The following is a 25,547-nucleotide window of genomic DNA, read 5'->3' on the forward strand; positions in this document are numbered from 1 at the left end:
CCGCACCGTCCGGCACATTCCCAACCGGGATTTGAAATCCGGCCCTGCAATTGCCGCTTAAAATGATGAAAGCGCGCCAACCCGTAGCGCGCTTTCAGCGTTTCCGGCTCAACGGAACTCGAAGATCTTCCGGAAAATACCCGGCGCGATCGCCGACATCGGGTTTACCGACAGCACGGGATCCTCAAGCGTGCCCGAGACGCGGAATGTCACGCCGAGCAGGCCGCCGTTGCGGCCGCCGACCAGCTGGCCGAGCAGCGGGATCTGCCCGAGCATGTTGTTGAGCGCATAGGCGGGCACGAAGGTGCCGGTCAGATTGAGCCGTTCGGGCTGAAGATCGACCGTTCCCTCAACGGTACCACCGAGCGCGGCGCCCTTCAGCGTCGCCTCCCTCACCCTCACCCGGTTGCCCGTCTTCGTGAATTCCACATTGAGTTTCTGGAACGACGTGCCGCCGGGACGTGTGACCCTCTGGCTGGTCGAATTGCGGCCCAGTCGCGGCCTGGTCAGACCGGGGTTGGCCGCAATGATCTGATTGAGCCCGGATTCCTCGGTAATCGACAGATCGCTGACAACGAGACGGCCCGTCGTCGTCTTGCCGGCAATCGTCGCACCCAGCGTTCCCGTGCCGCCCTTCATGCGCTTGTAGAGGTCGAGGAACCGGAACACTTCCCCCGCATCGGCCATCTGCACGGTCAACGCCCGATTCTTGCCCTCGGGCTTGATCTCGCCGCGCAAGCTTGCCCGGCCGTTGGAAAGCCCCGAGACCACCGCATTGGTCACCGATCCGCCGACAGCCGTCAAATCCGCCGCAAAGCTCGTGACATCGACACCGTTGAACCCGGTCAGCCTGCCAATTCTGGCCTCGATGCGCAGGTCGTTGCGCACCTCCTCAGCCGCCGCGCCGCGCTTGAGCGCCGCAAGCAGCCCCCTGCCGTCGAACCGGCTCGCGTTCATGCCAATGCTGTACCCCCCGCCGCGGGTGCGCTTGATGTTCAGCGCGGCCTGGTCCTGATCGCGCAGAGCGAACTGGCTGAAATCAGCCTCGAAGAGATCGCCGTTCTTGTCGATAAGGACGTCACCTTCGATCCGCACGCCATCCGAGGTCAGCACGAAATCCTCAATCTTCTGGGCGCCGTTGACCTCGGAGAGAACAAAGCGCGCCTCGGCGGGAACACCCACCGCCTTGCGCCAGCCAAGCGGCGCGATTGTCAGCTCCGCCTGGCTGAGATCCGCGTCCATGTCGCGCCGGCCATCTCCGCGCGACCGCACCGACATGCGGATCTTGCCCGACACAAGCCCGCCGAAATCAACGCCCCGCCGGGCGAGCTCGCTGGTATCGATATCCAGGACCACACCGTGGCCGGTGCCGACGCTGGATCCGTCAAGCGGCTGCACGAGATCGATATCGGCCGGCAGACCGTTGAGGTTCCCGCGCCCGCGGATGGTCGCCATCGACTTGTTGCCGTTGACCTCGAGGTTGGCCCTGGTGATCATCTGGCCGGAGATCGGCACCTTGCTGGAGAACCCCGACAGCGAGGCCGCGAACGACCAGGCCGCCAGATCGCGATCGAATTCCTTCTTCAGAGGAAAGGAGACCGACGCGGTGAGCGCGCTGTCACCCGACAGATCACCGGGCGCAACGCCCAGCTTGTCGCCAATGCTGATCGGCTCCAGTCCAGCCAGCCGCACGACATCGCTGGTGGCCCCCTCCAGCGTCAACTCGAGCTGGCCGGTCTTGTCCTCGACCCGCAGGTCGGGAATCGTGAAGACGCTGTCGCCGACCTCAAGCACGCCGCCGCCGGGCACGGTGCCCCGCGTGCTGCCGGTTTCAACCACAAGCTTGCCGTCGCGAACCGTGCCGGTGCCATCGAGATCCCGGAGTGGCGGCAGGGCACCGATGTTCTTCAAGGTCACATTCTCAAAGCCGAAATCGACCTGCACGCCGTCCGGCGTCCATCCAACCGTCGCGGGGTCCCCGTCAAAGCCGAGCTTGTCCAGCGCCACGATCAGCCGTCCGCCGGTCACCCGCCCGTCATCGATATGATCGATCAGCCAGCTGCGCGACTTCGGCAGCACGAGACCAGGCCAAAGCCGCTTGAGGGTGGCAACCGGCATCGCGCCAAACGACACCGCGAGCGCCATCAAAGGCCCTCCCGCCGCGAGGTCGATGCTGCCGGCCGCGGTCACCGAAGCGGTGCCGGCGCGCACGCTGAACGTATCCACGTTGAGCAGCGCCTTGTTCGCATCGAAACTGCCGAACGCCAGCACGCTATCGAGGATCAACGGCGCGCCCTCCACATCGCGCGGCCGCAGCCGGGCGTTGGGCGCTTCCACCGCGAACCCCCATTCGGCCGATCCTGGCTCATGGGGCGGCGTGATCTCGCCGCGCAACGCGATGCGGCTGTCGCCGAACACGGCATAGGATGGCTCCAGCACCACGTGTTGCGCGTCCGCATTCCAGGACAGGTGCAGCAAGACTTCGTCAAGCAGAACAGAGGCATCGTCGTCAAAGCTGAGGTACCCTCCGCCGACGCCGACGCGAAGATCCCCGCGCGCAAACGCGCCGTCGGGTGCAAGCCGCAAGGTCAGTTGTGGGTACAGCGGCAGCCCGAGACCGCGCCCGGTCTTGATCGGCGCGCCTTCGGGCAGGAACTCAGTGACCGTGACATCCGACGCCGACAACTGCAGCCAGTGGCCGCCATCGGGCTCGTCCTCGCCATGCGCGAAGCGGACGCTCCAGCGGCCGTCACGCCCGGCGACCGACGCATTGACCGAAAGCCTGTCTGTGGCGGGATCGATAAGCGCGGTGAGATCAATCGTCTCGAAGGTCCGGGGCTGCGGGCCGTTCAGCAGCAGCGTCGCGCCGGTCACGACGATTTCCTCGACACCCACCTCCTTGAGCCCTTTGACAATCGCTGAAATGCCCACATCGGCGCGCTGCGCGAATTCCGCTCCCGAAAGAAGCGGCGGCCGCGCTCCATCGCTGCTGACGGCAACATAGGGACGGTCGATCAGAACCGTGTCCAGATCCGGATCAAGGGTGTACAGAAACGAGGCCGCCGACGTCGCCGTGATCTTAGGGACATCAATGATCAGTCCCTGCGACGCCTCGTCGAGCCGCAGGTCGAGCACCGAAATTTCCGGCATGATGCCCTGGGTGAAGTCGAGACGAACCGCATCGATGGCCACGGCCCACTCGCCGCCCAGCCTGTCCGCGACCCGTGCCGCCGCCAGCCTGCCGAGCAAGGGACTGTCGTAGGGCGCGCCGGCAAGGCGGACGCCAAGCAGAATCAGCAAGAGAACGACGGCAAGCGCCACCAGGCTCCGCACGGACGGAACCCGGAGTCTGCCGAACATCGGCAACCGGAGGACCCGGCGTACTCTGAGCCGTTTCACAGGCAGGCTGGGCCGCTTCACGGGCGGACTTCTCCTTCTTGCCCAAAGCACACCTTGGCAAAGAGTATCAAGGCAGCTCTGGCAGACATGCATGCGCGGCGCATGCGACCCGCGGTCACGCCGGAACACGCTTCGCGAGAGATGCGCCGCAGCGTCATTGAAATCACCGGCATTCGGGCAGAGACTCGTTCGCGCGACCGCACTGCGTCCATTTCGTCACTATTGACATGATCGCGTCCGCGATGCACCCGCAATCACACTCTGCGCCACGGATGCGCGCTATCCACGTCCGGACCACCAAGGTCTGGTGAAAAAGCCCCCGTCGCGCGGGGGCCGCCCCGCCTCCGGGCGCGTCTTGGCCGGACCGGCCGGGCGTGACATGCTCACCTGCCCGTTGGCGAGCGTGCGGCGATTCTCGCGCACCACCGAGCGCCGCGCGCGCCGGTGGGTCACCATCCGGACAGGCAACGGCACACACGTTCCGGCCATCGCGCCGACACATTCATCTGCCGGTACGATGGATGGGAAAATGGATCAAAGGAAGGCAGCGCAATGGATCTCGTCGAAGGCATGATGGCGCCGGAATTTTCACTGCCCACCGACAGCGGTGAAAGCCTGCGCCTTTCCGAGCTCAGCGGCGCCGTGCTCTTCTTCTATCCCAAGGACAACACCCCCGGCTGCACCAAGGAAGCCATTGCCTTCAGCCACCTGAAGGAGGACTTCGCCAAGGCCGGCGTGACCGTGATCGGGATCTCGCCCGACAGCGTCAAGAAGCACCAGAACTTCAAGGCCAAGCAGAACCTCACGGTGACGCTCGTCGCCGACGAAGAGAAGGCGGCGGCAGAGGCCTACGGGGTATGGATCGAAAAATCCCTCTATGGCCGCAAGTACATGGGGGTCGACCGCTCGACCTTCCTGATCGGCAAGGACGGGAAAATCGCCAGGATCTGGCGCAAGGTCAAGGTTCCCGGACACGCGGAAGCCGTGCTCGAGGCGGCCCAGGCCCTGTAGATGTCCATACGGCGCCCAAAACGCGCCCTGACCTTAGAAATTGTTAACCTTACCAAGGTCTAATTCGATCCATCGGGTACTGCGTCTGACGCAGGGTCCGTGACCTTCGAAAGACTGACCATCGGTAAGATGCACAAGAACACATCCGCACCCCCGTCCGGCACACGCAATGAGCCGCATCGCGTCTTCATCACGCGCGGTGAGCAGGTGCGCTGTTTCACCATCCGGCCATGGCTGATGGGAATTGCGCTGAGCGTCGTGACGGTGATCGCCGCAGGCTACCTCGCCGCCACCGGATATCTGATCTACCGCGACCAGCTCATAGAGACCGCCTCCGGCGTCAACGACGACGTGCGGACGGCCTACGAGGACCGCATTGCCGAGCTGCGTGTGCAAAACGACCGCATTACCAGCCGCCAGATCCTCGACCAGAAGGCCTATCAGGAAAAGATCCGGCTGCTTCTCGCCCGGCAGGAACATCTCGATGAACGCCAGGATCGGGTGACCGCGATCATCGACAAGGCGGCCAAGTCCGGCCTGGCGCTCGCCTTAGCGCCGCTCCCGTCGGCCAAACCGAGCCTTACCGCAACGCCCAAGGCAACCGCCATCTTGATTGATTCGCCCCAGCCCGCGCAGCCGGTTGCCGGGCTCGACGGTCTCGGAGGCGAAACATTGCTGCTGCACGATCGCGGCACCGGCCCGCTGGGCCTGCGCGGCAGCGTCTCAAACCACCTGCCTCCCGTTCCGGCGCCGGAACAACCGTCGTGGGCAACGGGAGACAGCGCCGCCGATCTTGCGGTCATGGACCAGGTCTCCTCGACACTGGGCACGATGGACCGTCAGACGATGGCCGTGCTTGACGCGATCGCCGTCTCGGCCGAACGGCGCATCGGCCGCATCGAGGACGTCACCGCTCCTCTCGGCATCGATCTGGCCGACACCGATGCACAGGCCTCGGGCGGCCCGTTCATTCCCTTCAACCCGGACAGTTTCGACGCGCGCGCTGAGCGCGCCGACCGCGCGATCGACCGGCTGGGCGCCCTGCGCCGCGCCATCGATACGCTGCCGCTGACACAGCCCGTGCCGCGCGCGCCGACGACAAGCCGCTACGGTCAGAGGATGGATCCCTTCCTCGGCCGCGCGGCCATGCACACGGGCATCGACTTCAAGGCCGAATATGGTTCCGCCGTGCGCGCGACCGCTGCGGGCACGGTGGTCTCCGCGGGCCGCAACGGCGGATATGGATTGATGGTGGAGATCGACCACGGCAATGGTCTGACGACGCGTTATGCCCATCTCAGCCGCATCCGCGTCGCCAAGGGCACATCCGTTCAGGCCGGCAAGATCGTCGGCAGTGTCGGCTCCTCGGGCCGCAGCACCGGACCGCATCTGCACTATGAGACCCGCCTGCACGGCGCGCCGCGCAATCCGTCAACGTTTCTCGATGTCGGCACCCGCCTGAGCGCCGCGTTGCAATAGTCCGGCCCGCACGGCGGCCCGCCGGCGCGCTCCACAATACAAAAACAAAATGCCCGCACGGGAAACCGTGCGGGCATTGCCGTATGCGCCTGGCGACCAGGCGCGATCAATCGATATCGGCGACCTCGGTGTCCGGATCGCCCTGCACGCGCTGCGCCAGAGCCGCTTCCATGAAGTCTTCCAAATCACCGTCCAGCACATCCTGCGGCGCAGTCTTCTCGACGCCCGTGCGCAGATCCTTGACCAGCTGATAGGGCTGCAGCACGTAGGAGCGGATCTGGTGCCCCCAGCCGATGTCGGTCTTCGAGGCAGCCTCGGCATTGGCCTTGTCCTCGCGGATCTGCAATTCACGCTCGTACAGGCGCGCCTTCAGCATGGACCACGCCGTCGCACGGTTCTTGTGCTGAGAACGCTCGTTCTGGCATTGCACGACGATATTTGTCGGAATGTGCGTGATACGCACCGCCGAATCCGTCGTGTTGACGTGCTGGCCGCCCGCGCCCGACGCTCGGTACGTGTCGATCCGGCAATCGCTTTCGGCGATGTCGATGTCAATCGTGTCATCGATGACGGGATAGATCCACACGCTGGCGAAGCTGGTGTGGCGGCGCGCCTGACTGTCGTAAGGCGAGATCCGAACCAGGCGGTGCACGCCGGATTCCGTCTTCGCCCAGCCATAGGCGTTCTGCCCCTTGACCTGCAGCGTGGCGGACTTGATGCCCGCTTCCTCGCCGTCGTGCACCTCGAGGATATCGACCTTGTAGCCCTGCTTTTCCGCCCAGCGGATGTACATCCGCATGAGCATGTTGGCCCAGTCCTGGCTCTCGGTGCCGCCGGCGCCGGCGTGGATTTCTATATAGGCGTCGTTGCCGTCGGCCTCGCCGGACAGCAGCGTCTCGACCTGACGGCGCGCGGCCTCCGCGACGAGTTCCTTGAGCGCGGCCTCGGCTTCGGAAACGACGCCCGCATCGCCCTCCATTTCGCCAAGTTCAATCAGCTCGAGATTGTCGCTGAGTTCGGTTTCGATCCGCCGCACATTGCCGATACCATCCTCAAGGTACTGGCGCTCGCGCATCATCTTCTGCGCGCGCGCCGAATCGTTCCACAGATCGGGGTCTTCGGCGGCGGCGTTCAGTTCATCAAGACGGGAAAGGGCGCGATCCCAGTCAAAGATGCCTCCTCAGCAGGGCGAGCGCCTGCTTGATTTCGTCGACGATCGCCTGTGTTTCGGCGCGCATCAAAAGCCTCATGCGTTGGTGAGAGAGAAAGAGGGTCCGAAGGGCAAACCCGGTCAAACCGGGCGTTCCTTCATGGACGGGCCGCGACCCTAACCGCCGATGCCACCGCTGTAAACCGCCGCGCGCATGATGCCCGCGGCGGTTACTTGGGATATCCGCGCGTCAGTAGAGGCCGCCCGTACCGGACATGATCGCCCGGTCGGCTTCCGGCGTCACGGTGCGCGGAATGCCCATCTCGTCCTCGAAGCCGATCACCGAATAGGTGTCCGGAGGCGAGGTGCCGGGCTTGAAGGCCTCCAGGATGGTCCCCGGGGCGCCGGCGGAAGCACGCAGGCCGGTGCGGCGGTTGATCGGAATCAGGTCCAGTCCCTGCGGCACCCGGAACTCGACGGCGGGCTTTTCGGCCAGCGCCTTCTTCATGAATTCCGTGAAGATCGGCGCAGCGACGTGACCGCCCGTCGCCCCGCGGCCCATGGGCTGGGGATTGTCGTAACCGACGAAGACACCGACGGCGAGGTCGGGCGAATAGCCCACGAACCACGCGTCACGCTCGTCGTTGGTGGTGCCCGTCTTGCCCGCCACCGGCTTGCCGACCTTCTGGACGCCCGGCGCGGTGCCGCGCAGCACCACGCCCTCCATCATCGACGTGATCTGATAGGCGGTCATGGGATCGAGCACCTGCTCGCGATTGTCGATCAGCTCGGGCTCGTCCTGCCCGTTCCACGCATCCGCGTCGCAGGCGTCGCAGACCCGCTCCTCATGCTTGTAGATCGTGCGGCCATAGCGGTCCTGCACCCGGTCGATCAGTGTCGGCGTGACCTTGCGGCCGCCATTGGCAAGCATCGAATAGGCCGACGTCAGCCGCAACACCGTGGTCTCGCCCGCGCCGAGCGCCATGGACAGTACCGGCATCATCTTGTCGTAGATGCCAAAGCGACGCGCGTATTCCGCAACCAACGGCATCCCCATATCCTGGGCCAGGCGCACGGTCATGACGTTGCGCGACTTCTCGATGCCGGTGCGCAGCGTCGAGGGTCCATAGAACTTTCCGCCATAGTTCTGCGGCGTCCAGGTCGCCTGTCCGCCGCCCTGCTCCACCGCAATCGGCGCGTCCATCACCACGCTGGACGGCGTGTAGCCGTTGTCGAGCGCCGCGGCGTAGACGAAAGGCTTGAAGGAGGAGCCGGGCTGCCGGTAGGCCTGCGTCGCGCGGTTGAATTCGCTCTGGGCAAAGCTGAAGCCGCCGATCATAGCGAGCACCCGGCCGGTATAGGGATCCATGGCCGCGATGGCCCGGAGACCTTCGGCACCTGGCGCAGCGTCCAGGCATCGCTGGTGCCACCGAGCGGATCGTCCAGCCGCTCGACATAGACGACATCGCCGGCCTGCAAGACGTCGTTGACGCCCTTGGGCGCCGTGCCCTTTTTCGGCCCCTCGGCCCAGCGGGCCCATTTCACGTCCTGAAACGAGATCCGGCCACGCTCGCGATCGGTGGACAGCGCGCCGGACACCAGCGTCTGCGGCTTCAGGCCGATCACGGCCTGCTCCTCGTTCACCCCGAGGACCACAGCCAGCCGCCACTCCGGAACGTCGCTGAGCCCTTCGATCTTGGCGATCTTGCCGCCCCACTCGCCGGTGTCCAGATCGATTTGATCCACCGGACCCCGCCAGCCGCCGCGTTCGCGGTCAAAATTCACCAGGCCGTTCATCAGCGCCTCGCGGGCGAGCACCTGGAGCTTCGGATCCAGCGTCGAGCGAACCGACAGGCCACCTTCATAGAGCCGGTCGTCGCCGTAGATCTCCACGATCTTGCGGCGGACTTCCTCGGCGAAATATTCGGTCGCGAAGAGCTGGGCGCCGGTCGTGCGCGGCGTCACCTTGAGCGGCTCGCCCTTGGCCTTCTCGCCCTCCTCGACGGTGGTGAACCCGTTGACGACCATCCGGTCGATCACCCAGTTGCGGCGCGCGATCGCGGCCTGCGGGTAGCGGAACGGGTGATAATTCGTCGGGCCCTTGGGCAGGGCGGCCAGATAGGCGGCCTCCGCCAGCGTCAGCTCGTGCACCGACTTGTCGAAATACAGCAGCGACGCGGCGGCCACACCATAGGCGCCAAGGCCGAGATAGATCTCGTTGAGATACAGCTCGAGGATCTCGTCCTTCGTGTAGGCTTCCTCGATACGCAGCGCCAGCAACGCTTCCTTGACCTTGCGCTCGATGGAAACCTCGTTGGTCAGCAGGAAGTTCTTCGCCACCTGCTGGGTGATCGTCGAAGCGCCTTCGGGACGGCGTCCCGTGCCGTAGTTCTGGATGTACTTGAACGCCGCGCGCGCGATGCCTTCCGGATCGACACCGATGTGATCGTAAAAGTTCTTGTCCTCGGCGGAGAGATAGGCGTTCTTCAGCATCTCGGGGATCGCCTGGATCGGCAGAAACATGCGGCGCTGGTGGGCATATTCCGCGATCAGGCTGCCGTCGGCCGCGTGGACGCGCGTCATCACCGGCGGCTCGTAGTTCTTCAGCGCCGTGTAATCGGGCAGATCATCGGCCTCCCGGGACAGATACCAGCCCACGCCCGCCGCTACGAGAATGAACAGAACCGTACCGATTCCGAAGAGATAGCCGAACAGCTTTACAAGAAACTTCATAGACCGGGTCCGCTGGTTTCCGGGCATAGGTAGCAGAGCAACGGGCAAGCGCAAGACGGTTTCGCAACGGGCCCGCGAACTCCACAGAGACACACACGCTGACTCCGCATGTGCAATGCCTCCATCATACTGATTCTGCTCGCCTGTGTTTCAAGGATCGCATGTTCTCACGATGGGTATACGCGTTCGGGATCCACTGTGACGCCGCCTTGGCGCGCTCATCGCGCCGGGCCCGTATTTCGAACCTAGGAAAGACACCCGTCACAGGGCAGATCCACACGTGTCTGCTTCGGTCACCAATGTGGCGATGCTGAGGCGACGAAACTCCGCGCACCGGCCTGTATGCGGGAGGTCTATTCGCCGCCTTTGGCAAGTTGCGGGCGGAAGAATCGCCCGATGGCCGCGGCAATCGCGTCTGTCGTGCGCTCACGCCACTCAGGAGAGGTCAGCAGCGTCTCGTCGTGCTTGTTGGAAAGGTACCCCAGTTCCACCAGGACCGACGGCACGTCGTGCGCCTTGAGCACGCGGAACCCGGCGGAACGCTGCGGATTTTTGATCAACCGGATGGCGCTGCGCAATTCACCCACGATGGCGCGGGAGAGAAAAATCGAGAAATTCTTGGTTTCGCGCCGCGTGAGATCGATGAGGATGTCGGCGACGTCGCCGGGTTCTTCCGTCAGATCGACGCCGGCCAAAACGTCGGAGCTGTTTTCTCGCTCCGCCAGCGCGGCCGCCACCCGGTCCGATGCCCTCTCGGACAGGGTGTAGACGGTCGCGCCGCGAACATAGCTCTGCGGCGCGGAATCGGCATGAATCGAAATGAACAGCTTCGCATCGAGCGCCCGCGCCATTTCCACCCGCTTGCGCAGCGGGATGAACGTGTCGGAGGTCCGCGTCAGATGCACGTCATACAGGCCCTCCTGCTCCAGCTTGCGCTTCAGGACACTCGCGAAATCCAGCACCACGGCCTTCTCGAGCGTTCCCTTGTGCCCGGTGGCGCCGGAATCGATGCCTCCGTGGCCGGGATCAAGAACGATCACCGGACGGCCGCTCTGCGGCGGCGCGACGGCCATGCGGTCGCCCTTGCCATGCGCCTCGTCAGCCTGCCCGGGGTCGGGCCTCTCTTCACGCGCGAAGTCAACCTCGAACGACGCGCGGGTGGATTTGACGAAATCGATCACCAGACGGGCCGGCTGACCGTCGACCGGCGGCAGTACGAAGGACTTGTCGATCTTCACCGGACCCGACATATCCAGCACAACGCGGGATTTTCCCGGCGCGAACAACCCGTAGCGCCAGGCGGAGACAAGCCCCCTGCCCGTTGCGCCCGTCTCGCGCTCAAGGTCGAACTGCACCTCCGGCAGATCAATGATGATACGGTAGGGATCCGCCAGTCCCGATACGGAATACACCACGCCCTCGCTGAGATCGGCGATGAAACGGGTGCGGGTGTCGTCGCCCGCAACGCGCGCCGCGGAGACGCGAATGCCGCCCTCGCTGCCGGCGCCGGTCATTTGCGATGCAGCCCGCGTTCCGGGCACGCCTGCCGCCACAGCCATGACGAGACCGAGACACAGAACACAGGCGCCCTGGACGCCGAAGACACCGACCAGTCTTCGAAAAACCATCAACAGCTCCCGGAGCACACGCCGGCGACCGAATGCCACCTGCCGGCGAAACCGCACTCCCTACCTCCAAAATACATCGTTTCTCGTCATTCGGCCCGATAGCACGAACGGTATCGTCGAACAAACCGCGCCTCCCGCCGCGCACGGCCGCCGGAAACCTCCGCGAGGACGGATTGCGGCCGGCCGTCCCTGGCTCCGCGACTGCCCGAAAGACTAGGCCTTCATGGTTAACCAGTCATTGCCGGGATTGTCGAGCCGCGCCGCGGTCAAGCGCCTGACAACGGCCCAAACCTTGGTGTTTCTTCGTACTCACAAGGGAAAACACAGGCGTTCGCCCGCAATTCCCGCGAAGATTCGCCCTGAAGGAACATTCTAGCCTTATCTTGCCAAGTCGCCCTACTGTCCTTAAAAGAACAAATTGGATTTTGGTCAATGACCGACTCACTTCGCAATCGGGCACCATCCCTCCCGGGGCGAAGATTTTGAATGCGCCCGGTAATCCCTGTAGCAGGCATCTCCTGTCACATTCAAAGGACCGGGCTGTCATGGCCCGCGCGAGGGCTGATACGGCACGCAAGTGATTGTGCCCCCGGCATGTCGCTGGCGGTCACGCACTTGCTGACGGCCACGCACTCGCGGACGACCGGTCGGACGCTGCCAAATCCAAAGACACTGCCGTGCGCTCCCGTGTGAAACGGGACCGCACGAGAATTTCGCGGTCGGTCCAATCGCCGACCTGATCACTATCGCACAGTCAAATCGAGCGTCGCGATGAGCGAATACGCCGGACCAGAAAGTTTCAAGAGTACGACAGGCGCCACATCATTGGCCGCCTGCGTCCTGGTCTATGCGACGCCCGCGGACATTCATCACAAGACACACCGTCAGAGCGACCATGCAGGCGGAACGCAAGATCGGCAGCACACTGCGCCGGTTCCGTGCTTCGGTCGTGGAGAATCCAATCAATGGCAAACAAGATGCTTATCGACGCCGCACACCCGGAGGAGACCCGGGTCGTCGTGGTGCGCGGCAATCGCGTTGAGGAATTCGATTTCGAAGCAGCCAATCGCAAACAGCTGCGGGGAAACATTTATCTCGCCAAGGTAACGCGCGTCGAGCCGTCGCTGCAGGCGGCCTTCGTCGACTACGGCGGCAACCGCCACGGCTTTCTCGCCTTCAGCGAAATTCACCCGGATTTCTATCAGATCCCGGTCGCCGACCGCAAAGCCCTGCTCGAGCAGGAAGAAGCCGAGGCCGCCGAGGACGAAGCCGCCAGCAGCAAGTCCCGCTCGAGCAGGCCGTCGCGCCGCAAGAAGGACGCCAGCGTCAGCGAAAGCGCCGAAGACGCGGAAGCCGCTGCATCCGCCGGAAATGTTGACGAGGGCTCGGACGACGATGCCGAGTCCGACAATCTGCCTCCCTCCGGCCACATCGGCAACGTCGAGGATACGCCCGAAGACGATCACGACGACGACGAACCGGCCGCCAAGGGCGACGCGGACGTCAAGAACGACGACGAACTGGTTGAATCCGTTGGCGCCGAAGACGCCATGGAGGAAGTGCCGGTGCGCCGCGCGCGGCCGCGCCGTCACTACAAGATCCAGGAAGTCATTAAGCGCCGTCAGGTGCTGCTGGTGCAGGTCGTCAAGGAAGAGCGCGGCAACAAGGGCGCGGCTCTGACCACCTACCTCTCGCTCGCCGGACGGTACTCCGTGCTGATGCCGAACACCGGCCGCGGCGGCGGGATTTCCCGCAAGATCACCAATGTGACCGACCGCAAGCGCCTGAAGACGGTGGCCAACGAGCTGGAAGTGCCCGAGGGCATGGGCGTCATCCTGCGCACCGCGGGCGCCAGCCGCACCAAGGCCGAGATCAAGCGCGACTTCGAGTATCTGCTGCGCCTTTGGGAGAACGTGCGTGAACTGACGCTGCGCTCCGTGGCGCCGTGCCTGGTCTACGAGGAAGGCAGCCTGGTCAAGCGCTCGATCCGCGATCTCTACAACAAGGACATCGACGAGATTCTGGTCGCCGGCGAGGACGCCTACCGCGAGGCCAAGGATTTCATGCGCATGCTCATGCCGAGCCATGCCAAGAACGTCCAGCCCTATCGCAGCTCCACACCGGTGTTCACCAAGCACGGCGTGGAAGCCCAGCTCGACGCCATGTTCTCGCCCGACGTCACCCTGCGCTCAGGCGGCTACATCGTGATCAACCAGACCGAAGCGCTGGTGGCCATCGACGTGAACTCGGGCAAGTCGACCCGCGAGCACTCGATCGAGGACACGGCGCTGCAGACCAACCTGGAAGCGGCCGAGGAAGTCGCCCGCCAGTTGCGTCTGCGCGATCTCGCCGGCCTGATCGTGATCGATTTCATCGACATGGAAGAGAACCGGAACAACCGCGCGGTTGAGAAGCGGATGAAGGACAGCCTGAAGTCCGACCGCGCGCGCATCCAGGTTGGCCGGATCTCGCACTTCGGCCTGCTGGAAATGTCGCGTCAGCGCATCCGCACCGGCGTGCTGGAAAGCTCCACCGAACACTGCCCGCACTGCCATGGCTCCGGCATGATCCGCTCCACCGAGTCGGTGGCGCTGCACGTGCTGCGCGCGCTGGAGGATCACCTCCTGCGCCACTCCAGCCACCACATCAACGTGCGCACGCACACGCCGGCGGCGCTCTACATTCTCAACCAGAAGCGCCATCACCTGATGGAACTGGAGATGCGCTTCGGCCTCAACATCGCCATCTCGGCGGATGAGGAAATCGGCACGCAGCATTTCGTCCTCGACCGCGGCGAGCCCGCCATCGGCGACGAGGCCGTGCGCCCGGCGATCGCCGCGATCGTCCATCCCGACACCATCATGCCGGAGATCGAGGACGAGGACGACATCGAGGAAGAGATCGACGAGGAGATCGAAGAGGCAACCGTCAAGGCGGAAACGGCTTCCGACGATGGCACCCGCAAGCGCAAGCGCCGCAGGCGCCGGCGTGGCGGTGACGCATCCGAGTCCGGCGAGCAGGCCGACGCGAAGGATGCCTCCAAGGCTGACGACGACGAGGCGCCGGCCGAGAAGGCCGCGTCCGCCGAAGGCACCGACGACGAGGAAGGCGACGACGACCGGCCGAAGAAGCGCCGCCGTGGCCGCCGCGGCGGACGCCGTGGCCGCCGGGGTCGCGACGCCAGCGAGGCCGGCTCCGAGGACACGGACGCCCAGGCATCCGACGGCGAATCGGGGAACGCGGAGACGGCGCAGGCCGATGACTCCGTATCCGACCCGGGCGAAGCGGGCGTCGTGACGGCTGTGGGAACCAATGCAGACGACACCGGCGAAACGCCGGAGCCCGTTGAAGCTGCGTCCGAGCCTGCCGAAACCGCCGCGGACGAACCCGAGGCAGCCGAGGCACCTGTCGAGGAGGCGCCGGTTGACGTTTCCGCCGATGAGACACCGGCTGTCGAGACACCGGCTGTTGAGACAAAGGCCGTTGAGATGCCGGCCGAAGCGGCCGAGGAGCCTGCGGAAGAGCCCGTGACCGCCGAAGCGCCCCAAGAAGCCGAAGAGCCGGTTTCCGACGTAGCCGCGGCCGTCGCCGAGGAGCCTGCCGCAAAGCCTGCGAAAGCCGCCGAGGACAAGACCCCGCGCAAGAAGCGCTCGGGCTGGTGGCAGCGTGGTGGCTCATTCTTTTGAAAGGCCGTTGGCCTGAAGAAAGACTGACACCGCTTTGAAAACAAAAGGCTCCCGCACCGGACTGGTACGGGAGCCTTTTTCGTTGGAGCGTGGCGAAGAGTGCCGCGTCGTCCTCGGCCCTGTGCCGAGTATCCCTCTTTTCGAGGCGAAGATGGGTGCTCGGGACAAGCCTGAGCATGACCAAGGCGGGGTCTTCGGCCCCAGCTCTGCGCTCCGCCCTACTTCGTCTTCTCGAACAGTTCCCGGCCGATCAGCATGCGGCGGATTTCGGAGGTGCCCGCGCCGATCTCGTAGAGCTTGGCGTCGCGCAGCAGGCGTCCGGTCGGGTATTCGTTGATGTAGCCGTTGCCGCCGAGAAGCTGGATGGCGTCGAGCGCGATCTTCGTGGCGTTCTCCGCGGCATACAGAATGGCGCCGGCGGCGTCCTCGCGGGTCGTCTCGCCCCGGTCGCAGGCCTGCGCGACCGCGTAGCAATAGGCGCGCGAGGCGTTCATCATCACATACATGTCGGCAAGCTTGCCCTGCACGAGCTGGAAGGTGCCGATCGGCTGGCCGAACTGCTCGCGTTCGTGCACATACGGGATGACCACATCCATTGCCGCCTGCATGATGCCGATGGCGCCAGCAGCGAGGACGGCGCGCTCGTAGTCGAGGCCCGACATCAGAACGTTGACGCCCTTGCCGACCTCGCCGAGCACGTTTTCTTCCGGCACCTCGCAGTCTTGAAAGACCAACTCGCCGGTTTCCGAGCCGCGCATGCCCAGCTTGTCGAGCTTCTGGGCGACGGAGAACCCGGCAAACGCCTTCTCGATGATGAAGGCCGTGATGCCCTTCGAGCCGGCGGCCATGTCCGTCTTGGCGTAGACGATCAGCGTGTCGGCCTGCGGCCCGTTGGTGATCCAGAATTTGGAACCGTTGAGAACATAGCGGTCGCCCTTCTTCTCTGCCTTGAGCTTCATGGAGACCACGTCGGACCCTGCCCCGTCTCCGACATGGCCAGCGCGCCGAGATGCTCGCCGGAGACCAGCTTGCCGAGATATCGGGTCTTCTGCGCGTCGGTGCCCCAGCGCCGCATCTGGTTGACGCACAGATTGGAATGGGCGCCATAGGACAGCCCGATGGACGCCGAGGCCCGGCTCACCTCCTCCATGGCGATGCAATGCTCGAGGTAGCCGAGACCCGCCCCGCCCCACTCCTCTTCCACCGTGATGCCGTGCAGCCCGAGCGCGCCCATTTCCGGCCACAGCTCGCGCGGGAACCAATCGTCGCGATCGATCTTTTCCGCCAGCGGCGCGATGCGGTCCTGCGAGAAGGAGTGCACGCTGTCGCGCAGCATGTCGGCCGTCTCGCCGAGGTTGAAGTTGAAGGCCTTGGGTGCATTGGGATCATGGGGTCCTCCCGGCGGATCTCTGCGGTCCGCTCTGCGTTTGTGGCGCGCCTCAGCGCGCGTATTTGATGAAGGGCGTGAGTTTTCCGATACGATCGTAGAGCTGACGCGCGGTTGCGTTGAAATGCTGCGTCGTCCAGTAAACGGCACCGGCGCCGGCCTCATCGGCGGCGTCATACACCGCCTCGATCAGCTTGCGGCCGATGCCCTGACCGCGCACCGCCGGATCCGCATAGAGATCCTGCAGATAGCAGGTGTCCTCGATCATCCAGGTGGTGCGGTGGAACAGATAGTGGACGATTCCGACGAGCCTGCCGTCAGCATCCACCGCGCACAGGCCATACGGGTCCTCGCCCGCCGTCATCAGCCGCGCCCAGGTGGTGTCATAGATTTCCTGCGGCTTCTCGGTCTCGTAGAAGGTCAGATAATCCTTCCACAGCGCGGCCCACTGGTCGTGATCGGCGGGTGCCAGAGGGCGGATAGTGATGGTGGAATCGGGCATGGGCTCTCGCGTTTCAGGTGAATTTCGAGGAGAGGGTATCAGAATCCGACGAACAGCCGGTCCAGACACCGGATAATCTCGTCACGCCTGCCGGCGAGGCTCGCAATGGCGGATGACGAAAGAGCCCGCCGCAAGATCGCAAAGAGATCGCTCACGGCAAGCAGGTAGCGCTCTCCTTCGATGGCAACGGTCAGGTTCAAACCGGCGACGGGCGCGAACAATGCCTCCCGGACCAGCGGCGCAACCACGACCGACGGAACACCGTCGAGGAGGTCATGCTGGAGAATGACCAGATACGGGACGTCCTCGCGTGAGGCCGCATCGAGATTAGCGACCACATCAAACTGATGCAGGGAGGAAGCCAAGGCGGGCGGGCCTCAGAACCGGCGAAGATGCTTGAGACGCTCGCCCATCGTTCCGTGCGCCTCGATGTAGCGGCGGTAGGATTCCAGGCCCTCCCGGTTCTCCTCGGCCCAGGCATCGCGGCGCGCGACGGCCTCCAGTCGGATCTGCAAGGCCTCTTCCACAGCTTGCGAGACGTCTATGCCCGCAGCTTCCGCCCTGAGCAGCAGCTCCTCGCTGACTTCAACGCTGGCGATCTTCCTATTCATCGCTTCGAGACCCTGTCGAGTACCTTCGTCGTGCCAGTATACATCTCCCGTGCCCTCCCGCCTCCCTCAATCGGCCATGCCCTCGAGACAGATCATGGAGAACAGCGCGGTCGCGACATGGGTTTCGCGCGCGTCGTCAAGACCAAAGACGTCGGCGCGGCAGATGGTCAGCGTACGGCCCGGCTTGATCACCCGGCCGCGCGCCACGAGCTGATCGCCGCGCGCAGGGTTCAGCAAATTGATCTTGTATTCCGTCGTCAGCACCCCGGTGCCGGGCGGATAGAGCGACAGGGCGGCGTAGCCTGCGGCCGAGTCGGCAATCGACGCCGTGCTGCCGGCGTGAAAGAACCCGTGCTGCTGGGTCAGCGCGGGCTGGTGAGCCATCGCGAGATCCACCTCGCCCGGCGCCAGATGCACGATGCGCGCGCCCAGATGCTCCATGAACGGCTGACGGCCGAAACTCGCCCGTACACGGGCCTCCCAATCGGGATCGCGCGGCTCAAAGACGCTCATTCGACATCCAGTTCGGTAAAATTCGGCCAGTTCGGCGGCGCGCCCAGCTCCAGCACATTGCCGTCGGGATCGTTCAAATAGAGGCTGATGCCTCCGGCCGGCCAGGTTACCTCGGAGGTGATCGGCACGCCGGACGCGGTCAGATACGCCCGCCAGGCATCGAGATCACGCGTGGCGATCTTGAAGGCGAAATGGCTCGGCCCTCGCTGTGGTGGCCGGGGATGACCCCTCCGGGCGTCTCGACGTCATTGGCCGTCCCGCCACGCAAGAAGACAAGCAGGACCTCCCCTGGCGCCGCATCATAGGCAGACAGCCGGTCGCCTCCCACCATGCGTTCCAGACCGAGGATGCCGTTGTAGAAGGCATGCGCCGCATCGAGGTCCGCCACATAGACGGAAGTCTCCAGAATGCCGCCGATTTTTGGTGGCCGCGCCATCGTTGCCGTGAATCCCTGTTTCGACTCAGCTCACATTGGCGCTCAAGCGGTCCAGCCGCAACCGGTCGCGGTCATCCGTCAGCCGCCAGACGCCGCCCATCACCGCGCCAAGCACGCCAAGTCCCGTGGCGCCGCCGATGAGGAACATGATCAGCACCTGGTATTTCACCGCCTCCGAGGGATCGGCGCCCGCGAGAATCTGACCCGTCATCATGCCCGGCAGGGCGACGATGCCGGTGGCGGCCATGGAATTGATGATCGGCATGAAACCGGAACGAATGGCGCGGCGCGACAGCGTCCGCATGGCCTCCCAGCGCGTGTGGCCCAGCAGCAGCCGCGCCTCGACGGCGCGCGCGTCACGCACGGTACTCTCGACAAGGGTATCCAGACCGAGACTGACGCCTGTCATCGCGTTGCCGAGAATCATGCCGAACATCGGCAGCAGAAAGCGCGGCGCGTACCACGGGTCGGGCTGGATTTGGGTCGTAAGCGCAACCGCCATGACGATACCGCCGGCAAGCAGGATGTTGGTCGCGCCCAGCCCGTACCCCACGGGCCGGACAGCCTGCGCGACTGGCGCGCCCAGACTTCGCGGGCCGCCAGCAACGTCATCAACAGCGCCACCGCCAGCGTCAGCCACAGCGAGGATTGCGCAAAGATCCATTTCAGCGCGATGCCGACCAGCAGCAGTTGCACCGTCATCCGCAAGGCCGAAACAACCAGAGACCGTGCGATACCCAGACCGAGCAACACCGACAACACCGCGTTGAGCACGAGGAAACTCGACGCCCACGCGAGATCGGAATATTCCAGCGGGTGATAGCCGGTCATGCCGCATCCTCGAGCCGTCCGCCGGCGACCGTCAGATGGCTCGCGCCGAGCCGTTGCGCCTGATCCGCGTCATGGGTGACCAGTACGATTGCGCCGCCACCGTCACGAAACCGCCGCAGCCGCGACTCCACGGCCGTGCGCGCCTCCGCATCGAGCCCCGACGTCGGCTCATCAAGCAGCAGGACATCCGGTTTGCCCGCGAGTGCCCGCGCAAGCGCCAGACGCTGGCGTTCGCCGGTCGACAGACGCTCGACGCGCCAATCCAGCGCCTCGCGCGGCAGGCCAAGCGCCTCCAATTCGGCCACGGGATCGGCAGCGGCGGGAAAATGATCGCGCACGATGTCGTCCCACCAGCCGCTTTCCGCCGGAACGAACGCCACCTTGCGCCGCCAACGGGACGCCGGCATCGCGCGCCGGTCCAGCCCGCCACACAGCACCTGTCCCTCGTTGGGATCAAGATCCGCGATCGCGCGCAAAAGCCTGGTCTTGCCCGAGCCCGACGCCCCGCGCACCACGACGCACCCGCCCGAGGCAACGTCCAGCAACGCGGCGCTTACTCCGCGCCCCTCAAGGCGTCTGACAGAAAGATCCACGTGAGCTCTCCCGCCGATACACGAGTCGTTTGCGAAATGAAGCCGTCCGCCTCAGCCCAGGCCGAACCACCAGGCGGCGAGGCCGAGAAATGCGAAAAAGCCCACCACATCGGTGACCGTGGTCAGGAACACGCCCGAGGCCAGCGCCGGATCGATATCGAGACGATCAAGCATCAACGGGATCAGGATACCGGCGGCGCCCGCGGCCACCATGTTGATGATCATCGCCGCACCAATCACGCCTCCGATCTGCGCGCTTGCGAACCAAAACCCGGCCAGCACACCGATGACGACGGCGAACATCATGCCGTTGAGAAACCCCACCGCCGTCTCGCGCACGATGATCCGCGCGGAGTTGTGGGTGTCCAACTCGCGCGTCGCCAAAGCGCGTACCGCCACCGTCATGGTCTGCGTGCCGGAATTGCCGCCCATGGAGGCGACAATCGGCATCAGGATGGCCAGAGCCACCATCTGCTCGATGGTGGCGTCGAACAGGCCGATCACCAGCGAGGCGAGAATCGCGGTCCCCAGATTGAGCAGAAGCCACAGAAACCGGCCGCGCAGCGTGTCCAGAATGGTATCGGAGATTTCCGCGTCGCGCACACCGGCGAGGCCGAGAATGTCCTCCTCGGCCTCCTCATGGATCACGTCAACGATATCATCGACGGTCAGCACGCCGACCAGCCGCTCGGCATCATCGACGACGGCCGCCGACACCAGGTTGTATCGCTGGAACAGGCGCGCGACCTCTTCCTGATCCTCGGTGGCTTTCACCGGGTGGCGGGTGTCCGCCATGATCGCGGAAATGGTTTCCGCGCGCTTGGTGCGCAGCAGCCGGTCAAGCGCCACCGCGCCCTGAAGCCGGAAGGCCGGATCGATCACGAAGATCTGATAGAATTCGTCCGGCAGGTCATCCGCATCGCGCATGTAGTCGATGGTCTGGCCGACGGTCCAGAACGGCGGCACGGCGATGAAGTCCGACTGCATGAGCCGGCCGGCGCTGTCCTCGGGATAGTCGAGGGCCCGGCGCAGCGACATCTGCTCGGCCTGCGGCATCTGGCCGAGAATCTCTTCCTGCGCGTCCTCCTCGAGATCCTCGAGAATGTAGACGGCGTCATCGGATTCCAGATCGCCAATGCCTTCCGCCAGATCGGCGGTCGGCATTTCCTCAAGCAGCCGGGCACGCACCGAGTCGTCGATTTCGGTCAGAACCGCATAGTCGAAATCGTCGCCCATCAGGCGGATCAGCTTCTGGCGGCTTTCCGGATACAGCGCCTCGATCAGGTTGCCGAGATCGGCCTCGTGCAACCCGCTGCACAAGACCCGGATGACCTCCGCATCATCGCGATCCAGCGCGTCCTCGACCGCGTCGACGAACGCGCGCACGACATGGCCCTCGTCGTCGCGCAGACGCAACGGCTCATGCTCGGTCTCGGCGGTCGTATCGGTCTCGGTTTCGGCCAAGGTCGTCTCCTGCGCGGGCACATTCCGGTTCGCCAGTCAGGCGCCGGCTTGCGGATATCCGGCGCGACTTCGCTTCAACGTTCAGTGTTGGAGCATATTCCTGTCGGCAAAATGACGCCATTCCACGGTAACGCGCTGGACGACACCGCTTTTCAGACAGACAGCCAACCGGGCATCAGCGTTTCCCGCGTCCCCGGGAGCGTTCGTACGAACGGGATACGGGCAGCGATCCGGGCGGCCGGGCGGACGTGCGCGCCACCAGACCGATCCATCGCATGGAAACTAAGGGATTCTTTGCGTTTGGGAAACATGAAGGGGTCGATGACCCTGCGCCAGGCATAAAAAAACGGCGGCCGATGGCCACCGTCTTTTTCAATCCATCACTCCCGCTCCCGGTCAATCACCGGGAAAGAGGATGGTGCGGTCGAGAAGACTCGAACTTCCACGGGTTTTACCCCACAGCGACCTCAACGCTGCGCGTCTACCAATTCCGCCACGACCGCTTGAACCGGCATCGATCCGATACCGGCGGAGCACCATGTATCAAATCGACCAGAGCCATACAAGAGCCCTTGAGACGAATTCAGAGTCGGTCATCATCTGCCTGTGGACGATACTCGGGACCACGCATCAGCAACTGTGTCACCGCGATGCCGATGCGCTCGCCGCGCAGCACCACCTCGCCGCGCGCCACCGGCGTATTGTTGGCCAGGATTTGCACGTCGTCGTCTTCGGACGTATTAAGCTCGATCACGGCACCGCGGCCCATACGCAGCAACTGGTGGATCGGCATCACCGCCGAGCCGAGCACAACGGATATTTCAACGGAAATGCTGTCGAGATTGCTCATGATGCGGAATCGGGACTCCCAAGCCGTGCGCCACTTCGATCGATCCGGCAGGCGCAGGCCGTAACGATTAACGAAACCTTGCCCGCCAAGCGTTACCCAATCGTTAACAGGCGTTAATAAACATGCTCCATTCGCGCGACTCCCTACGCACCGCCATGCATCCCCGCGACGGGCCCCGCCCGTCGACTGGCGTATCAGCGACGAGCCGGTCGCCTATCTCGATGCCGTGGCCCAGATGGAGTCCCTGGTGGCGCGGATCGCGGACGGCGAGGCGCACGAGCAAGTGTGGCTCGTCGAGCATCCGCCGCTCTATACCGCCGGCACCAGCGCCGATGACGCGGATCTGCTCACCCCGATACGCTTTCCCGTCCACAAGACGGGGCGCGGCGGCCAGTATACCTATCATGGTCCCGGCCAGAGGGTTGCCTATGTGATGCTGGATCTCAAGCGCCGGCAGGCAGACGTGCGGGCTTTCGTGGCGGCGCTCGAAGCCTGGCTGATCGCAACGCTGTGGGCGTGCCATGTGCGCGGCGAGCGGCGCGAGGACCGGGTCGGCGTCTGGGTGCGGCGGCCGGACAAGGGCGCCGATATCGAGGACAAGATCGCGGCGATCGGCATCCGCCTGCGCAAATGGGTGACTTTTCACGGCATCAGCCTGAACGTGGATCCGGACCTGGAGCATTTTTCCGGCATCGTGCCCTGCGGCGTGCAACAACACGGTGTCACCAGCCTTGTCGATCTCGGCCTGCCGCTGGCCATGGCCGATGTCGACATGCTGCTGCGCACGGAGTTCGAAGCTATTTTCGGACCCACGCAGGCGATTTGAGACCCGGCACGCACCATGTTGCGCCGCATGACGGAATGGGCCAAAATCCGCCAATTCCGCTACGAAGGTGCGCCAATGCTTTTCATCCGTTCGTTGCCGCTTGCCGCCCTCGCCTGTTTCGGCTTTCTGGCCATATCAACGCCAGCTTCCGCGCAGGTTGCGGGCCAGCGTATGGGCGCGTGTCCCGAGCGCGTCTACCTCAACGCGGATCAACGGCGGGTCGCTGCTGCCATGGCGCTTCTGGATGACTCCTCTCGACGCGGCATCATTATAGGCCGTGGCTCCGACGACACGATCGCGATCGGCATGCGGCAATGCGCGCGATCAATCCGCTACGCCGTGTGCACCGATGGAATGCTGCTGGGCCTGATCGACCCCAAAGGCGCCCTGATCGGTGGTGCCGCAGGCCTTCTGTGGAACGGAATGAACGGCGGCTCGACGGTTATCGGCGGGTTGCTTGGAGCCGGTGTGGTCGGCATGACGCGGGGTGTGATAAACGCCGGCCAATGCCGCAAACGCCAGGCGGAGATTCTGCCCGCCGCCAAGGTCGTCTTTACCAATTGGCGTATCTCGACCCAATCGGTACGCGGCGCGGAGATCGACTATCGGGTCCGTTACTATGCACAACAGCGGGCGATTTCGGCAGATCATGCCCAGGCCATTTTGTCGTTTATCAATCAGGCCACTGCAATCCTGAACCAATAACCGGAAACATAGCGGACCGCTCCGGCATTCCCGCCTTCACTCGGTCGGCAGCACCTCGAAGGGGCCGCCGACGACAACCGCGTCCCGAGGACTCTGAGTTCCACGACCCGCGCCCAGTCGGGTCCGGCCTTGCAGGCCTCCAGCATTTTCTCCACCGCGTCAGGAGCCCCGCTGAACACCGCCTCGACATCGCCGCTGGAGCAGTTGCGCACCCATCCCGACAGCCCGTGCGCGGATGCCGCGCGTGCGCACCAGGCGCGGTAGCCGACACCCTGCACCCGCCCCGAAACGAGCACATGCACCGCGCGCGCGACTTCGTCATCCGGTGCGCGCTCTTCGCTTGAATCCATCACTGACCTCCCTTCCCCTGACGAACGCGCGACAGTCGCGGCGGTTCAACGCCCGTCGTTCATCGAGCACCAAATGACGCCGCCAGTGACAATCGCCACAGACCGGCGGCCGGAGAATCCTAAAATGCGTCGTTTTCATACGACGCTGTTCCTGGAGACATTTCATGTCGTGCCGTTTCCGCATTCCGGTTCTCCTGATGAACCCGGGCCGCGACAACCTGCCAGGCCTGTTTTGGGCCATCGCATTTCTGTGCCTCGTCGCAACAACGCTGATCATAGGTCCCGCTGTGGCGCTTTCGCTCTGAGGCACAGTCAAGACACCGCCCAGGCCCGCACCTGCACGCCCACATCCTCCGGCGTATCGGCCAGCGCGCACGGGCCCTCAGCTTCCAGCTCCGCCCGCGCGCCGTATCCGTAGGTGACGCCGATGCACGTGACGCCATTCGCGCGCGCGCCGATCAGATCGTGTTTGCGGTCCCCGATCATCACCGCATCCTGCGGCGCGATCCCCTCGCGGTCCAGGACATGGGCCAGAAGGGCCGTCTTTTCCGCGCGGGTGCCGTCGAGCTCGGAGCCGTACAAGCCTGCGAAATAACGCTGCAGGCCGAAATACGTGACAATCCGGGACGCATAGACCAGCGGCTTCGACGTGGCCAGGTAGAGCGAAAAGCCGTCGCTGATCAGATCCTCGAGCATTTCAGGAATACCGTCGTAGACCACGTTCTCGAACAGTCCGGTGTCGGAGAACCGCTCGCGGTAGAATCCGACCGCCCGGTCGAGCGTGTCCGTGTCCTCCGTGCCCAACATCAGTGCGAAACTGCCCGGCAGCGGCGGACCGATGCACCAGCGCAAGGCGTCCGCCTCCGGCACGGGCGCGCCCATGCGCTCCAGCGCGTAGCGGATCGAGCCCGTGATACCGGGGAACGGATCGGTCAGTGTCCCGTCGAGATCGAACAGAACACGGCTGCGGCGCGTGTCCGAATTCCCCTTGCCCAAAATCCCGGTCTCCTTGACTGCCCGACGGTTCCGGTGCTGGGCAGCGGCACAGCAGGCGACGGCCGGTCAATCTCATGACCGGCCCTGTCGCGCAACATTCCGCTTCCCGCCCAAGAGCGCGGGAAGGACGGAAAGCCTCAAAATTGCCGTAACGGCAGGTTAGAATCCCATCATCGATAAGAATGCCGGAGTGTTCTCATGGCTATTCCCGTATCGAGGCTTCCGCAGCAGGTCATGCGCGGCGCACTGCGCGCGGGCTTGCTGGCATTGATGGCGGCCATCGCCTTTGTGCTGATGCTGCTGGTGGCCGGGGGCGGCCGCGCGGACGGCGGTTTCGATCCGCTCCGCGGCATGCAGGGTCAATGCGAAGACGCGCCGGACCGCCAGTAGAGCCCAA

The 25,547-nt window shown here is 64.5% G+C and carries 23 protein-coding genes, 1 tRNA gene and 2 pseudogenes; 7 read left to right on the forward strand and 19 right to left on the reverse strand.

Annotated elements, in window-relative coordinates; genetic code table 11:
• Positions 1-108: 108 nt before the first annotated feature.
• Complete coding sequence (locus tag D1F64_RS13220; protein WP_162901538.1) at positions 109-3,333, reverse strand: AsmA-like C-terminal domain-containing protein; 3,225 nt, start codon at positions 3,331-3,333, stop codon at positions 109-111.
• 618 nt (positions 3,334-3,951) lie between these two features.
• Between D1F64_RS13220 and D1F64_RS13225 the strand changes: the two genes are divergently transcribed.
• Together D1F64_RS13225 and D1F64_RS13230 are read left to right on the forward strand one after the other, a co-directional pair.
• Complete coding sequence (locus tag D1F64_RS13225; RefSeq protein ID WP_117412824.1) at positions 3,952-4,410, forward strand: peroxiredoxin; 459 nt, start codon at positions 3,952-3,954, stop codon at positions 4,408-4,410.
• Between the two features lie 99 nt (positions 4,411-4,509).
• The gene (locus D1F64_RS13230) at positions 4,510-5,889 is read left to right on the forward strand and encodes a M23 family metallopeptidase (RefSeq protein ID WP_117412825.1); all 1,380 of its coding nucleotides are present in this window, start codon (positions 4,510-4,512) and stop codon (positions 5,887-5,889) included.
• Positions 5,890-5,995: 106 nt separating this feature from the next.
• Here D1F64_RS13230 and prfB read toward each other — a convergent pair.
• The 3 genes and pseudogenes from prfB to D1F64_RS13245 all read right to left on the reverse strand — a co-directional run bounded on the left by prfB (position 5,996) and on the right by D1F64_RS13245 (position 11,400).
• Positions 5,996-7,127, reverse strand: a protein-coding gene (gene prfB, locus D1F64_RS13235; RefSeq protein ID WP_117414590.1) for a peptide chain release factor 2 whose coding sequence is annotated in 2 segments (ribosomal slippage) — positions 5,996-7,057 and positions 7,059-7,127 — 1,131 coding nt in all. Because the reading frame shifts where the segments join, the coding sequence is not laid out codon by codon here.
• A 162-nt stretch (positions 7,128-7,289) separates the two neighbouring features.
• Positions 7,290-9,772: pseudogene (locus tag D1F64_RS13240) on the reverse strand (penicillin-binding protein 1A).
• A gap of 353 nt (positions 9,773-10,125) precedes the next feature.
• The gene (locus tag D1F64_RS13245; RefSeq protein WP_248304455.1) at positions 10,126-11,400 is read right to left on the reverse strand and encodes an N-acetylmuramoyl-L-alanine amidase; all 1,275 of its coding nucleotides are present in this window, start codon (positions 11,398-11,400) and stop codon (positions 10,126-10,128) included.
• 965 nt (positions 11,401-12,365) lie between these two features.
• On the opposite strand from D1F64_RS13245, the gene D1F64_RS13250 reads away from it, so the two are divergent.
• On the forward strand, positions 12,366-15,086 hold the full coding sequence (locus tag D1F64_RS13250) for a ribonuclease E/G (protein ID WP_117412826.1): 2,721 nt from the start codon (positions 12,366-12,368) through the stop codon (positions 15,084-15,086).
• Between the two features lie 218 nt (positions 15,087-15,304).
• Here the strand turns inward: D1F64_RS13250 and D1F64_RS13255 are convergent.
• The 13 genes and pseudogenes from D1F64_RS13255 to D1F64_RS13305 form a co-directional block, all read right to left on the reverse strand.
• Positions 15,305-16,422 (reverse strand): annotated as a pseudogene (locus D1F64_RS13255) (isovaleryl-CoA dehydrogenase).
• 103 nt (positions 16,423-16,525) lie between these two features.
• Positions 16,526-16,975 (reverse strand): GNAT family N-acetyltransferase, encoded by a 450-nt coding sequence (locus D1F64_RS13260; RefSeq protein WP_117412827.1) that lies wholly within the window; start codon positions 16,973-16,975, stop codon positions 16,526-16,528.
• 38 nt (positions 16,976-17,013) lie between these two features.
• Positions 17,014-17,340, reverse strand: a complete 327-nt coding sequence (locus tag D1F64_RS13265; RefSeq protein ID WP_117412828.1) for a CcdB family protein — start codon at positions 17,338-17,340, stop codon at positions 17,014-17,016.
• A gap of 12 nt (positions 17,341-17,352) precedes the next feature.
• Positions 17,353-17,586, reverse strand: a complete 234-nt coding sequence (locus tag D1F64_RS13270; protein ID WP_117412829.1) for a type II toxin-antitoxin system CcdA family antitoxin — start codon at positions 17,584-17,586, stop codon at positions 17,353-17,355.
• 66 nt (positions 17,587-17,652) lie between these two features.
• Positions 17,653-18,099: a PaaI family thioesterase gene (locus D1F64_RS13275; protein ID WP_117412830.1), complete on the reverse strand. Its 447-nt coding sequence runs from the start codon at positions 18,097-18,099 to the stop codon at positions 17,653-17,655.
• Positions 18,096-18,278: a hypothetical protein gene (locus D1F64_RS24655; RefSeq protein ID WP_346432326.1), complete on the reverse strand. Its 183-nt coding sequence runs from the start codon at positions 18,276-18,278 to the stop codon at positions 18,096-18,098. The genes D1F64_RS13275 and D1F64_RS24655 overlap by 4 nt, the downstream gene beginning before the upstream one ends.
• Positions 18,239-18,535, reverse strand: a complete 297-nt coding sequence (locus D1F64_RS13280; RefSeq protein WP_248304836.1) for a hypothetical protein — start codon at positions 18,533-18,535, stop codon at positions 18,239-18,241. The genes D1F64_RS24655 and D1F64_RS13280 overlap by 40 nt, the downstream gene beginning before the upstream one ends.
• Positions 18,536-18,560: 25 nt before the next feature.
• On the reverse strand, positions 18,561-19,037 hold the full coding sequence (locus tag D1F64_RS25440; protein WP_346432237.1) for an ABC transporter permease: 477 nt from the start codon (positions 19,035-19,037) through the stop codon (positions 18,561-18,563).
• Complete coding sequence (locus tag D1F64_RS25445) at positions 18,959-19,366, reverse strand: ABC transporter permease (RefSeq protein WP_346432238.1); 408 nt, start codon at positions 19,364-19,366, stop codon at positions 18,959-18,961. The genes D1F64_RS25440 and D1F64_RS25445 overlap by 79 nt, the downstream gene beginning before the upstream one ends.
• Positions 19,363-19,911 (reverse strand): ATP-binding cassette domain-containing protein, encoded by a 549-nt coding sequence (locus D1F64_RS13290; protein ID WP_248304456.1) that lies wholly within the window; start codon positions 19,909-19,911, stop codon positions 19,363-19,365. Before D1F64_RS13290 ends, D1F64_RS25445 begins: the two co-directional genes overlap by 4 nt.
• Positions 19,912-20,010: 99 nt before the next feature.
• A complete protein-coding gene (mgtE, locus tag D1F64_RS13295) occupies positions 20,011-21,423 on the reverse strand; it encodes a magnesium transporter (protein WP_117414592.1) in 1,413 nt (470 codons plus the stop codon).
• 416 nt (positions 21,424-21,839) lie between these two features.
• A tRNA-Leu gene (locus D1F64_RS13300) sits at positions 21,840-21,926 on the reverse strand.
• 80 nt (positions 21,927-22,006) lie between these two features.
• Positions 22,007-22,273, reverse strand: a complete 267-nt coding sequence (locus D1F64_RS13305) for a FliM/FliN family flagellar motor switch protein (protein WP_117412832.1) — start codon at positions 22,271-22,273, stop codon at positions 22,007-22,009.
• Positions 22,274-22,466: 193 nt separating this feature from the next.
• Here D1F64_RS13305 and lipB point away from each other — a divergent pair, with 193 nt between their 5' ends.
• Together lipB and D1F64_RS13315 are read left to right on the forward strand one after the other, a co-directional pair.
• Positions 22,467-23,099 carry a lipoyl(octanoyl) transferase LipB gene (gene lipB / locus D1F64_RS13310; protein ID WP_117412833.1) on the forward strand — a complete coding sequence of 211 codons (633 nt, stop codon included), beginning with the start codon at positions 22,467-22,469 and terminating at the stop codon, positions 23,097-23,099.
• A gap of 15 nt (positions 23,100-23,114) precedes the next feature.
• Positions 23,115-23,804: a hypothetical protein gene (locus D1F64_RS13315; RefSeq protein ID WP_117412834.1), complete on the forward strand. Its 690-nt coding sequence runs from the start codon at positions 23,115-23,117 to the stop codon at positions 23,802-23,804.
• Here D1F64_RS13315 and D1F64_RS13320 read toward each other — a convergent pair.
• Positions 23,777-24,154 carry an acylphosphatase gene (locus tag D1F64_RS13320; protein ID WP_117412835.1) on the reverse strand — a complete coding sequence of 126 codons (378 nt, stop codon included), beginning with the start codon at positions 24,152-24,154 and terminating at the stop codon, positions 23,777-23,779. The two genes, D1F64_RS13315 and D1F64_RS13320, sit on opposite strands and share 28 nt — an antisense overlap.
• 164 nt (positions 24,155-24,318) lie before the next feature.
• On the opposite strand from D1F64_RS13320, the gene D1F64_RS23415 reads away from it, so the two are divergent.
• Entirely contained in the window at positions 24,319-24,459 is a 141-nt protein-coding gene (locus tag D1F64_RS23415; protein ID WP_162901539.1) for a hypothetical protein, read from the forward strand.
• A gap of 7 nt (positions 24,460-24,466) precedes the next feature.
• Here the strand turns inward: D1F64_RS23415 and D1F64_RS13325 are convergent, their stop codons facing one another.
• Positions 24,467-25,150 (reverse strand): HAD family hydrolase, encoded by a 684-nt coding sequence (locus D1F64_RS13325; RefSeq protein ID WP_117412836.1) that lies wholly within the window; start codon positions 25,148-25,150, stop codon positions 24,467-24,469.
• A gap of 198 nt (positions 25,151-25,348) precedes the next feature.
• Here D1F64_RS13325 and D1F64_RS13330 point away from each other — a divergent pair, with 198 nt between their 5' ends.
• Positions 25,349-25,540 carry a hypothetical protein gene (locus D1F64_RS13330; RefSeq protein WP_117412837.1) on the forward strand — a complete coding sequence of 64 codons (192 nt, stop codon included), beginning with the start codon at positions 25,349-25,351 and terminating at the stop codon, positions 25,538-25,540.
• The last annotated feature ends 7 nt before the right edge of the window (positions 25,541-25,547 follow it).

Origin of the sequence: Breoghania sp. L-A4 (assembly GCF_003432385.1) — a bacterium.
Taxonomy (GTDB): Bacteria; Pseudomonadota; Alphaproteobacteria; order Rhizobiales; family Stappiaceae; genus Breoghania.